The organism is Acidaminococcus fermentans DSM 20731, from assembly GCF_000025305.1.
GTDB lineage: Bacteria > Bacillota > Negativicutes > Acidaminococcales > Acidaminococcaceae > Acidaminococcus > Acidaminococcus fermentans.
The window spans coordinates 1,069,062-1,080,866 of sequence record NC_013740.1; the positions used below are offsets into that span (position 1 = coordinate 1,069,062).

Here is an 11,805-nt window from a genome sequence, read left to right on the forward strand (position 1 = left end):
TAGTAAAATATTTTTTTCGAACAGGGTGGGACAAAAAAAGTACCACGAGGGACAAAATGTGCAACATCAGCTTGGATCGAATCATCAACCTGCAGAATAAACTGGTTCCGGAAATGGTGGACCTGATCACCGAGCGCTACAAGGTGCTCCGGCAGATCAGCCACGACCAGCCCATCGGCCGCCGGACCCTGGCCAAAAAGCTGGGGCTCAGCGAGCGGATCCTCCGTTCCCATGTGGATTTCCTCAAGGAAGCGGGGCTGCTGGATTTCACCCTCACCGGCATGAGCATCACGGAAGAGGGGGCAGTGCTCCTTCAGGAGCTCCGGGACTATGTGAACCGGCTCCAGAAACTTTCCAGCATGGAATCCCTGCTTCAGGAAAAGCTCCATCTCCAGAAGGTGGTGGTGCTGCCTGGGGATGCGGACCAGGACAAAGTGGTCACCCGGGAAATCGGGCGTGTGGCAGCCGGTATCCTGCTGCGCCTTCTGGCGGATCACGGGAAGCACATTGTGGCGGTAACCGGAGGGACCACCGTGGCTGCCATGGCGGAAAACACCTTCGGCCACGAACCGGAGACCATTGTGGTCCCGGCCCGGGGCGGTCTGGGGGACAAAATGGAACTCCAGGCCAACACCATTGCCACGGTGCTGGCCGGCCGTCTCAAGACCCGGTATCTGCAGCTGTATGTGCCGGACAGCGTCAGTGAAGACGTGCTCCAGAAGATTCTGGAAGAGGATGCCCGGGTGAAACAGGTGGTGGAAACCATCAAAAGCGCGGATATCCTGGTCCATGGCATGGGGCAGGCCCGGGTGATGGCGGAAAAGCGGGGGATGGACCCCAAACTGGTGGAACGGCTGGAACAGGCCGGTGCCGTAGGGGAAGCCCTGGGGCAGTATTTCGACCTGAAGGGCCATGTGGTTTACAGCACAGACACCCTGGGACTCATGGTCAACGATCTGGAAAAGATCCATACGGTCATGGGCATTGCCGGGGGCCGGTCCAAGGGAAGGGCCATCCTTTCCATGCTCCGCAGCGGTCAGGACGACATCCTGGTCACTGATGAGGCGGCCGCCCGGGAAATCATCGATTGTTTGCAGTCTGATCCCAACAATCAGTAAAAATTTTAGGAGGAATGAAAAATGGTAAGAATCGGTATCAATGGTTTTGGTCGTATTGGACGCTGCGCTCTGCGTATCGCCGTAAAGAACCCGGAAGTGGAAGTTGTGGCAGTCAATGCCCGTTCCGGCATCGATACCTATGCCCATCTGCTGAAATATGATACCGTCCATGGAACTTTCGATGAAGAAGTATCCGTTGACGGCGATATCATGCACGTTGGGGACAAAGCCATCAAATTCACCCGTTACACCGATCCCAAGGAAATCCCCTGGGGCGAACTGGGCGTGGATGTAGTGCTGGAAACCACCGGCAAATTCAAGACCCGTGAAACCGTACAGCCCCATCTGGACAACGGCGCCAAAAAGGTGCTGATCGCCTGCCCGGCCAAAGGGGAAGACATCACCATCGTCCTGGGTGTCAACGAAGACAAGTATGATCCCAAAAAGGACCACATCATCTCCAATGCATCCTGCACCACCAACTGCCTGGCTCCCTTCACCAAAGTGCTGGAAGACAACTTCGGCATTGAAAACGGCATGATGACCACCGTCCATTCCTACACCAACGATCAGAAGATCCTGGATGCAGCCCACAAAGACCTGCGCCGTGCCCGTGCCGGTGCCTGCTCCATCATCCCCACCACCACCGGTGCCGCCAAAGCCATCGGCCTGGTTCTGCCGGAACTGGAAGGCAAACTGAAAGGCATGGCCATCCGCGTCCCGACTCCGGATGTATCCCTGACCGACCTGGTTGTGACCCTGAAAAAGGACACCACCAAGGAAGAAATCAATGAAGCCATGAAAGTCGCTTCTGAAACCACCATGAAAGGGATCCTGGGCTACAACGAACTGCCTCTGGTTTCCAAAGACTACAGCGGCTGCCCCCTGAGCTCCATTGTGGATGGTCTGTCCACCATGATGGTGGGTCCCCGTGTGGCCAAAGTGGTTTCCTGGTACGACAATGAATGGGGTTATTCCAACCGTCTGGTGGAACTGGCTCTGTTCGTGGCCAAAAAGGGCCTGTAAGAGAAAGGCAGTGCACGGAGACATGGATAAAAAAACCGTTAAAGATATTCAGCTGACCGGCAAACGGGTGCTGGTCCGGGTAGACTACAACGTTCCCATGAACGACAAAGGGGAAATCACGGATTTCATCCGCATCGAAGCCTCTCTGCCCACCCTCCACTACCTGCTGGACCAGGGAGCCGCAGTGATCCTGATGGCTCACCTGGGCCGTCCCAAAGGCAAGGTGAACCCCAAGTTCACCCTGAAGCCCGTGGCGGAAGCCCTGAGCCAGCTGATCCACCGTCCGGTGCAGTTCTGCCCGGACTGCGTGGGCAAGGATGCCCAGGATGCAGCTGCCCAGCTGCGGAACGGGGATATCCTGCTGCTGGAAAACCTCCGGTTCCATCCGGAAGAAGAAAAGAATGACCCCCATTTTGCCCAGGAACTGGCGGCTCTGGGGGATGTATATGTGAACGACGGGTTCGGGGTATCCCACCGGGCCCATGCTTCCGTGGAAGCCGTTACCCACTACCTGCCCGCCGTGGCCGGTTTCCTGCTGGAAAAGGAAATCGCATACCTGGGCAATGCCGTGGACAAACCCCAGCGTCCCTTTGCCGCCATCATCGGCGGGGCTAAAGTGGCGGACAAGATCGCCGTGATCCGCAGCCTGATCAAAAAGGCTGACGTGATCCTGATCGGGGGCGGCATGGCCAACACCTTCCTGGCGGCCAAAGGCTACAACCTGGGGAAATCCCTGGTGGAAAAGGAAAGCCTGGGAATCGCCAAGGATCTGCTGGCGGAAGCCGCAGCCCAGAAGACCAAAATGCTCCTGCCGGTGGATCTGATCATGGCTGCCAGCTTCTCCAATGAGGCGGACCATGAAGCAGAAGACCTGGATGCCCTGAACCCGGACTACATGGCCCTGGATATCGGCCCCAAAACGGCAGAACTGTATGCCCAGACCCTGGCCGGCATGAAGACCATTGTGTGGAACGGGCCCATGGGTGTGTTCGAAATGCCCAACTATGCGGAAGGGACCCGGCGGGTGGCAGAAGCCATGGCCGCTTCTGACGGCATCACCATCGTGGGCGGCGGCGACAGTGCAGCCGCTGTGAAGCAGATGGGCCTGGCCGATAAGATGAGCCATGTATCCACCGGTGGCGGTGCTTCCCTGGAATACCTGGAAGGCAAAGTGCTGCCCGGCCTGGCTGCCCTGGATGATCTGCGGACTCCCATTGTGGCCGGCAACTGGAAATGCCACAAGACCGTGGCGGAAGCCATGGAACTGGCTCACCAGGTGGCCCATGGCACGGAAATGGCCCGGGCTGAAGTGGTGCTGTTCCCGCCTTTCACTGCCCTGGAAAGCGTAGCGGCCATGGTGGATGAAGACGGCATCGGCTACGGGGCCCAGGACATCTTCTATGAAGATGAAGGCTCCTACACCGGCGCTGTATCCGGCCCCATGATTGCGGAAATCGGGTCCCGGTACGTGCTGGTGGGCCACAGCGAACGGCGGAAATTCTTCCATGAAACCAATGACCTGGTGGTGAAGAAGGTCCTGGCTGCTTTCCGGAACGACCTGGATCCGGTGCTGTGCGTGGGAGAAGACGCGGACGAACATGAAAACGGCTCCACCAAAGACAAGATCCTGAGCCAGCTGACGCCGGTCCTGAATGTGCTCACCGACGGGCAGATCCAGCATCTGCTGGTTGCCTACGAACCGGTTTGGGCCATTGGCAGCGGCAAGAGCGCTGAAGTGCGGGATGCCGTGGCTGCTGCGGACCTGATCCGGAAAGCTGTTGCGGAAAAATTCGGCAAAGAGGCGGCCCGGCGGGTCCGGATCCTCTACGGCGGCAGTGTGACCAGCGAAAATGCCCATGCCTTCCATGAAGACGGCATCGATGGCGTACTGGTAGGCGGGGCCAGCCTGTCTGCCCAGGAATTCTGCGCCATTGCCAACACGTTCTGAGGCAGTCATGAAAAAGAAACCTGTAATGCTGATGATCCTGGACGGCTGGGGGATCGCTCCCCCCAGCCCCACCAATGCGGTGACCCGGGCCCGGACCCCTCATCTGGACTTTTATTTCAACCGGTATCCCCACAGCCAGCTCCAGTGTTCCGGAGAAGCAGTGGGTCTGCCGGATGGCCAGATGGGGAATTCGGAAGTGGGGCATCTATCCATTGGGTCCGGGCGGATCATCTACCAGAGCCTGACCCGGATCACCCGGGCCGTCAAAGACGGCAGCCTGGAAACCAATCCGGTGCTGGTGAAGGCCATGGAAGAAGCCCGGGACAACGGAAAGAAACTCCATCTCCTGGGCCTGCTCAGTGACGGCGGGGTCCACAGCCATATTGACCATCTGCTGGGCCTTTTGGCCATGGCCAGGAAGCAGGGGGTGGAAAAGGTCTGTGTCCATGCATTCCTGGATGGACGGGATACGCCTCCCCAAAGTGCGGCCCCTTTCCTGGACCAGGTGGAAAAAGCCTGTCAGCAGCTGGGGGTGGGACGGATCGCCACAGTTTCCGGCCGGTATTATGCCATGGACCGGGACAAACGGTGGGACCGGATCCGGAAAGTCTATGACATCATGACCGGTGGCGAAGGCCTGGAAGCTCCCAGTGCGGCGGAAGGCCTTGAAGCTGCCTATGGTGCCGGACAGACCGACGAATTCGTGGTACCCTTCCGGGTGGCCGGCGTGGACGGAGCCGTGGAAAAAGGCGACAGCCTGATTTTCTTCAATTTCCGCCCGGACCGGGCCCGGGAACTGACCCATGCCTTTACGGATACGGAATTCCAGGGATTTCCCCGGAAAGAAGACCAGCTGCCCGTCCACTTCGTCACCATGACGGAATACGAAAAGGGCATCCAGGCTCCGGTGGCGTTCCCGCCGGAAGAGATCCGGGATACCCTGGCAGAAGTGGTGTCCAAAGCCGGACTCCATCAGCTGCACATTGCGGAAACGGAAAAATATGCCCATGTGACCTTTTTCTTCAATGGGGGACGGGAACAGCCCTTCCCCGATGAAGACCGGATCCTGGTGCCTTCTCCCAAAGTGGCCACCTATGACCTGCAGCCGGAGATGAGCGCCTATCTGGTGACGGAAAAGCTCCAGGAGGCCCTGGACAAGGATCTGTACGATCTGGTGATCCTGAACTTTGCCAACCCGGACATGGTGGGCCATACCGGCTCCCTGGAGGCGGCGGTGAAGGCCCTGGAAGCCGTGGACGAATGTGTGGGCAGCCTGGCGGACAAGGTGCTGAAAAAAGGCGGTGCCCTGTGCATCACGGCGGACCACGGGAACCTGGAAGAGATGGAAGATCCGGTGACCCATGCGCCCATGACCGCCCATACCACCAACCCGGTGCCTTTCCTGGTGGTGGGAGCGGATCCGGATACCCGGGTGGAAAACGGGGGCCTGTCCGACATTGCGCCCACCCTGCTGGACCTGCTGGACCTGCCCAAACCGGAGGCCATGACCGGCCATTCCCTGCTGATGCGGAAGTAAACTTTTACGCTGTTTTGCTTGTTCAAAATCAATTTGCCAAAATTGATTTCCATTGGCTGGAGACTAGTGACTAGTGACCAGCCTGGGGAATCCATTCCCCAGGCTCAACCATAACGAGGTGAAAACAATGCCAATCATTGAAAATGTGTGTGCAAGAGAAATTATGGATTCCCGGGGCAATCCCACGGTGGAAGTGGATGTGCTGCTGGATGACGGCACTGTAGGCCGTGCAGCGGTTCCTTCCGGGGCCTCCACCGGTGTCCACGAAGCCGTGGAACTGCGGGACGGGGACAAAACCCGTTTCGGCGGCAAAGGGGTTTCCAAAGCCGTGGACAATGTGAACGACACCATTGCTGATGCCATCATCGGATTGGATCCCACCCGTCAGGTGGAAATCGATGAAGCCATGATCCGTCTGGACGGCACCCCCAACAAGGGCCGTCTGGGGGCCAACGCCATCCTGGGGGTATCCCTGGCTGTGGCCAAGGCTGCGGCGCTGTCCATGGGCCTGCCTCTGTACCAGTATCTGGGCGGGGTCAACGCCAAGGAACTGCCGGTTCCCATGATGAACATCCTGAATGGCGGTGCCCATGCGGACAACAACGTGGATATCCAGGAATTCATGATCATGCCGGTAGGGGCTGACAGCTTTGCCGAAGCCCTGCGGATCAACGCGGAAATCTACCAGGCTCTGAAGAAAGTCCTGAAGGACAAAGGGCTGGCTACGGCTGTAGGGGATGAAGGCGGCTTTGCCCCCAACCTGGAAAGCAACGAAGAAGCCCTGCAGGTGATTGTGGAAGCCATCGAAAAAGCCGGCTACAAACCCGGTGAACAGGTACGACTGGCCATCGATACCGCTGCCAGCGAGCTGTTCGAAGACGGCAAGTACAACCTGAAAGGGGAAGGGGTTGTGAAGACTTCTGCCGAAATGGTGGAATGGTACGCTTCCCTCTGCGAAAAATACCCCATCGTTTCCATTGAAGACGGCCTGGCCGAAGATGACTGGGACGGCTGGAAACAGCTCACCGATGTTCTGGGCAAAAAAGTCCAGCTGGTGGGGGATGACCTGTTCGTCACCAATGTGGAACGGCTGAAGAAGGGCATTGAAATGGGCGTGGCCAACGCCATCCTGATCAAACTGAACCAGATCGGGACCCTGACCGAAACCCTGGACGCCATTGAAATGGCCAAACGGGCCGGTTATACCGCCATCGTTTCCCACCGGAGCGGTGAAACGGAAGATACCACCATTGCCGATGTGGTGGTGGGCACCAACGCCGGACAGATCAAATCCGGGGCCCCCTGCCGGACCGACCGGGTGGCCAAGTACAACCAGCTGCTGCGGATCGAAGAAGATCTGGGAGCCGCTGCCCAGTACAACGGGATGGATGTGTTCTACAATATCAGATAAAAAGCTGTCAACGGTCAGTAGCCGGATGACAAAAAGGTGTGCTGCATGGAGCGTGCAGCACACCTTTTTTACGAAAGGAAATACACATGCTTGACAAATTATCTGTTTCTGCGGCCTTTGACCGATATGTTTCCCAGTTCGATCCGGATACCCCGGGAATCCTCAGCAAACAGCGCCATTCCCGGATCGTCAGCGGCCTCTGTGAGACTCTGGCCCGGCAGCTGGGATGGTCCCAGGAGGAAAAGGAGCTGGCCTGGGTGCTGGGGCTGCTCCACGACATTGGTCGATTCGAACAGGCCCGGCGGTTCCACACCTTCATTGATTACAAATCCATGGACCATGCCCGGTATGGAGTCTGGTATCTGTTCGAACAGGGCCATATCCGGGATTTCCTGCCGGATCCGGAACCAGAGCGGGACAGGATCCTGGAACTGGCCATCCTGTGGCACAATGCCTATGCCGTCCCGGCCGGGGTCACCGGAAAAGCCCGGGATTTTGCCCTTTTGCTCCGGGATGCGGACAAAATCGACCTGTTCCGGGTCTATGCCGGGTATCTGGATCATCCGGAACAGGTGTGGCAGGTATCCCTGGAAGACCTGGGCAGCCAGGCAATCTCTCCCGGGGTCATGGAAGAAGCCCTGGCCGGGAAACTGGTCCACACGGAGAAGAAAAAGACGGCCCTGGACTTCTTTACCGGCTGTCTGTGCCAGCTGTTCGATATCACCTGCGCTCCCAGCCTGGTACTGGTCCGGCAGCAGGGATATTTCCGGAAACTGCTGGATTTCCAGCCCGGCAATCCGGAAAGCGCCCGGCAGCTGGATCAGGTGAAAGAACGGCTGGAGAAGGTTTCCGGCATTTCTTCATAGAAAGTCCATAATATTATGGTACAATAATCAGACAATAAGAGAATCGGCAAAGGAGGAATGAACTTGAACCAACCCATGGGCAGCAGCTACGGAGACTGGCGGCCGGTGCTGGAGAAGGTGCTGGAGCAGCTGGTACGGGACATCCGGGCCTACAACCGGAAAGAGCAGGAGGAACAGGGAGAAAACGCCTACGAGCATCTGCTCTACCGGGTGAAAAGCACGGCCAGCATGGAAGAAAAATGCCGGCGGAAGGGGCTCCCGGTTACGGCCAAAGCGGCCCTCCACGATATCCGGGATGCCATCGGTCTGCGGATCGTGTGCCGCTTCCTCAGCGACATCGACCGGAATCTCCGGCTGATCCGGGCCATTCCCGGCTGTACGGTCATCCAGGAAAAAGACTACGTACACAATGTGAAACCCAACGGCTACCGGTCCTACCATCTGATTCTCCGGCTGGAGGAGCCCTTCCCGGATGTGGAAGGGAACACCCCGGGAATCTTCTATGCGGAAGTCCAGCTCCGGACCATCGCCATGGATTCCTGGGCCAGCCTGGAACACGAAATGAAGTACAAAAAATCCATCCGGAACCCGGAACTGATCGGCCAGGAGCTGAAGCGGTGCGCCGATGAGCTGGCCGCCTGTGATCTGTCCATGGAGACCATCCGGAAACTGATCCGGGAAACCTGAACCATTTACCCAGGGAAAGGAGTCAACCATCCATGAAAGTATTGCTTGCAGAAGACGAAAAAGCCATGTCCATGGCCCTGTGCGCCGTGCTGGAACATTCCGGCTGCCAGGTGGATCCGGTCTATGACGGACAGGCTGCTGTGGACAAGGCACGCCAGAATATCTACGATGCCATGATCTTCGATATCATGATGCCGGTAAAGGACGGGATCACCGCCCTGACGGAACTCCGGCAGGAAGGGGACCGGACCCCGGTGATCATGCTCACGGCCAAGGCCGAAGTGGACGACCGGATCACGGGACTGGACGCAGGGGCCGATGATTACCTGACCAAACCTTTTGCCATGGGGGAACTGCTGGCCCGGCTCCGGAGCCTGACCCGGCGGCAGGAAGATTTCAACCGGAATACCCTCCAGGCCGGTACGGTGACATTGAACTGTGCGGAAGGGGAGTTATCCAGCAAAAGCAGTGTCCGGCTTTCGCCCAAGGAAACCCAGCTGATGAAGTACTTCATGCAGCACCCGGGGAAACCCTGCGAAACCCGGATGCTCTTTGACCGGATCTGGCAGGACGAAAAGCAGGAAGATCAGGGAATCGTGTGGATCTACGTATCCTACCTGCGGGAAAAGCTCAAGGCCATCGGCGGCAATCTTACCATCGACGGCCATCCGGACGGGGCCTTTGTGCTCCAGGCTCCGGCCCTGGCCAATTAAAAGAGGTCCATTATGGATATGATCCATCGTCTGCGGCGGAAATTCCTGCTGCTGGCTTTTGTGGCCGTGGTGATCATCCTGGCCGGGGCCCTGGGGCTGATCAATGGCATTACCTATATGAAAATGCGGTCGGAAGTGGACACCCTGCTGACCGCCATTGTCCAGAACGATGGAATCATGCCCTCCCATCAGCCGGGGACCAGTACGGAAAGCTGGCTCAGCGACCCGGAATGGTACAATGACACCCCGGAATTTGCCCACCAGACCCGGTATTTCAGCGTGATCCTGGATCATGACGGCCGGATCCAGCGGCTGAACCTGTCCAACATTTCCGCCTTCAACGAACTCCAGGCTCTGGAAATCGCCCGGGCTCTGGCGGATAGTCCCCAGGCCCAGGGCGTGTTCAAGAACAAACGGGCCAGCTACTGTTACAGCGTTACGGAACGGTCCGGGGGCGGCCGGCTGGTGGTGGTCATGGACTGCACCCGGGATGTGGGAGCCGTGGATGCCTTTATGCGGTATTCCCTCCGGTTCGGCCTGGTGTGCATCCTGCTGTACATGATGATCCTCATGTTCCTGAGCAATTATGCCATCCGGCCCTTTGTGGAAAACGTGGCCAGCCAGAAACGGTTCATCACCAACGCCGGTCACGAGCTGAAGACCCCCATTGCCATTATTTCCGCCAATGCGGAAGCTCTGGAACTGATCAGCGGCAAAAGCCAGTGGACGGACAACATCCTGTTCCAGGTGAAACGGGTGACCCGTCTGATCAACGAGCTGATCATGCTGGCCAAAATGGGGGAAAAGAACCAGCAGCTGCTGAAACGGGAAACGGTGGATATCAGCCGGACCTTCGAAGAAGCGGTCCAGTCTTTTGCTCCGGTGGTGGAAGGGGAAAAGAAAACCCTGGTGAAGGAAATCCACCCGAATCTCCAGGGGGAGACGGATCCCAAGTATCTCTACGAGATCTTCACCATCTTCATGGACAATGCGGCCAAATACTGTGATGAGGGCGGCACCATCCGGGCAGTGCTGGAACCCCATGGGAAGCAGGGCTTCCGGGCCTTTGTGTCCAATGATTACAAGAACGGTGCCCAGGTGGACTATTCCCATTTCTTTGAACGGTTCTACCGGGGGGATGAAAGCCACAACAGCCAGAAGGGCGGGTACGGGATCGGCCTTTCCATGGCGGAAGAAGCCACCCGGCTGCTGGGCGGGAAGATCCAGGTGGATTACAAGGACGGCGTGATCACCTTCGGGGTGACTTTCTAACGGAGCAGGGAGGCGGTTGGTATGGACGTGGGAGTATTGGGGTCCGGAGCCATTGTTCCCGTGGCCCTGGCGTCCATGGAGGCGGTGCCGGGGATCCGGGTGAAGGCCCTGTGGTGCCGGGAACACAGCCGGCAGCGGGGAGAAGCCCTGGCCCGGGAGTATGGGATTTTCCAGGTGTTCACGGACCTGGAATCCCTGTTCCGGGAAGGAGGCGTGGATACGGTGTACATCGCCCTGGTGAACCCGGTCCATTATGCATACGCCCGGGCAGCCCTCCTGGCCGGGAAAAACGTGATTCTGGAAAAGCCCTTCTGCCCCTCTTTTGCCCAGGCGCAGGACCTGGCGGAACTGGCCCGAAGGCAGGGGCTTTTCCTGCTGGAAGCCATGCCCCTGTGGCATGGAGCCCTGTTCCGGAAAGTCCGGGAGCTGGTTCCCCGGCTGGGCCCCATCCGGGTGGTCCAGTGCAATTATTCCCAGTATTCCAGCCGGTATGACCGGTACCTGCAGAAAGAGGTGCTGCCGGCCTTTGATCCGGCGGCTTTCGGCGGGGCTCTGTACGACCTGGACGTGTACAACATCGCCTTCGCCGCCGGACTCTTCGGCCGGCCGGAAAAAGTGGCCTATGCCCCCAACCGGGGATGGAATGGGGTGGATACCTCCGGGGTGCTGTTCCTGCAGTATCCCGGGTTCCAGGCCGTGCTCACCGCCGCCAAGGATTCCAACAGCCCCTCTTTTCTCCAGATCCAGGGAGAAAAAGGCTGGCTGAAGGTGGAAGGGAAACCCATCCATCCGCACAGGATGGTGTGGAAGTTTGTCCAGGGCCCGGACCGGGACCAGTTCAGCACCGGTGCCGGGAAAAAGGAAGAATCCGTCCAAAGCTGGGCCCCGCCGGAACGGAAGAACCGGATGGTGGAAGAGTTCGGGGACTATGCCCGGATCGTGAACGGAAAGAAAAAAGCGGAGGCGGAGGCGTATTTGCAGATGACCCTCACCGCCAGTGAAGTGCTGGAGAGGGCGGCGCACAGTTTCCAGGTGTATGTGTCAACAAGTTCTCGGTAGAGCTTTCATCACAGTATAGTTATGCAGCAAAGTGCAGAGTGAAGAGCACGGTCGATGAAAATCCAATGACCCGTTGCGATGGCGTAGGGGTTACCCGTCAGGGGAGCCCATCCCGGCCGCCCAGAGGGCAAAAAAACAGACCCGCAGTCAAGGTGATTGCGGGCCTGC

The 11,805-nt window shown here is 58.3% G+C and carries 10 protein-coding genes; all 10 read left to right on the forward strand.

What is annotated here, in order from left to right; translation table 11 throughout:
- Positions 1-56: 56 nt before the first annotated feature.
- Positions 57-1,118 carry a sugar-binding transcriptional regulator gene (locus tag ACFER_RS04870; protein ID WP_012938303.1) on the forward strand — a complete coding sequence of 354 codons (1,062 nt, stop codon included), beginning with the start codon at positions 57-59 and terminating at the stop codon, positions 1,116-1,118.
- 21 nt (positions 1,119-1,139) lie between these two features.
- Entirely contained in the window at positions 1,140-2,144 is a 1,005-nt protein-coding gene (gap, locus tag ACFER_RS04875) for a type I glyceraldehyde-3-phosphate dehydrogenase (protein ID WP_012938304.1), read from the forward strand.
- 22 nt (positions 2,145-2,166) lie between these two features.
- Positions 2,167-4,092 (forward strand): triose-phosphate isomerase, encoded by a 1,926-nt coding sequence (gene tpiA, locus ACFER_RS11015; protein ID WP_012938305.1) that lies wholly within the window; start codon positions 2,167-2,169, stop codon positions 4,090-4,092.
- A gap of 7 nt (positions 4,093-4,099) precedes the next feature.
- Complete coding sequence (gpmI, locus tag ACFER_RS04885) at positions 4,100-5,629, forward strand: 2,3-bisphosphoglycerate-independent phosphoglycerate mutase (RefSeq protein WP_012938306.1); 1,530 nt, start codon at positions 4,100-4,102, stop codon at positions 5,627-5,629.
- Positions 5,630-5,756: 127 nt separating this feature from the next.
- The gene (gene eno, locus ACFER_RS04890; RefSeq protein ID WP_012938307.1) at positions 5,757-7,040 is read left to right on the forward strand and encodes a phosphopyruvate hydratase; all 1,284 of its coding nucleotides are present in this window, start codon (positions 5,757-5,759) and stop codon (positions 7,038-7,040) included.
- A gap of 86 nt (positions 7,041-7,126) precedes the next feature.
- A complete protein-coding gene (locus ACFER_RS04895) occupies positions 7,127-7,906 on the forward strand; it encodes an HD domain-containing protein (protein WP_012938308.1) in 780 nt (259 codons plus the stop codon).
- 75 nt (positions 7,907-7,981) lie between these two features.
- The gene (locus ACFER_RS04900; protein WP_041666542.1) at positions 7,982-8,593 is read left to right on the forward strand and encodes a GTP pyrophosphokinase; all 612 of its coding nucleotides are present in this window, start codon (positions 7,982-7,984) and stop codon (positions 8,591-8,593) included.
- Positions 8,594-8,625: 32 nt separating this feature from the next.
- Positions 8,626-9,306 carry a response regulator transcription factor gene (locus ACFER_RS04905; protein WP_012938310.1) on the forward strand — a complete coding sequence of 227 codons (681 nt, stop codon included), beginning with the start codon at positions 8,626-8,628 and terminating at the stop codon, positions 9,304-9,306.
- A gap of 12 nt (positions 9,307-9,318) precedes the next feature.
- The gene (locus ACFER_RS04910; protein ID WP_012938311.1) at positions 9,319-10,578 is read left to right on the forward strand and encodes a sensor histidine kinase; all 1,260 of its coding nucleotides are present in this window, start codon (positions 9,319-9,321) and stop codon (positions 10,576-10,578) included.
- Positions 10,579-10,599: 21 nt separating this feature from the next.
- Positions 10,600-11,637 carry a Gfo/Idh/MocA family protein gene (locus ACFER_RS04915; protein WP_012938312.1) on the forward strand — a complete coding sequence of 346 codons (1,038 nt, stop codon included), beginning with the start codon at positions 10,600-10,602 and terminating at the stop codon, positions 11,635-11,637.
- Positions 11,638-11,805: the final 168 nt, after the last annotated feature.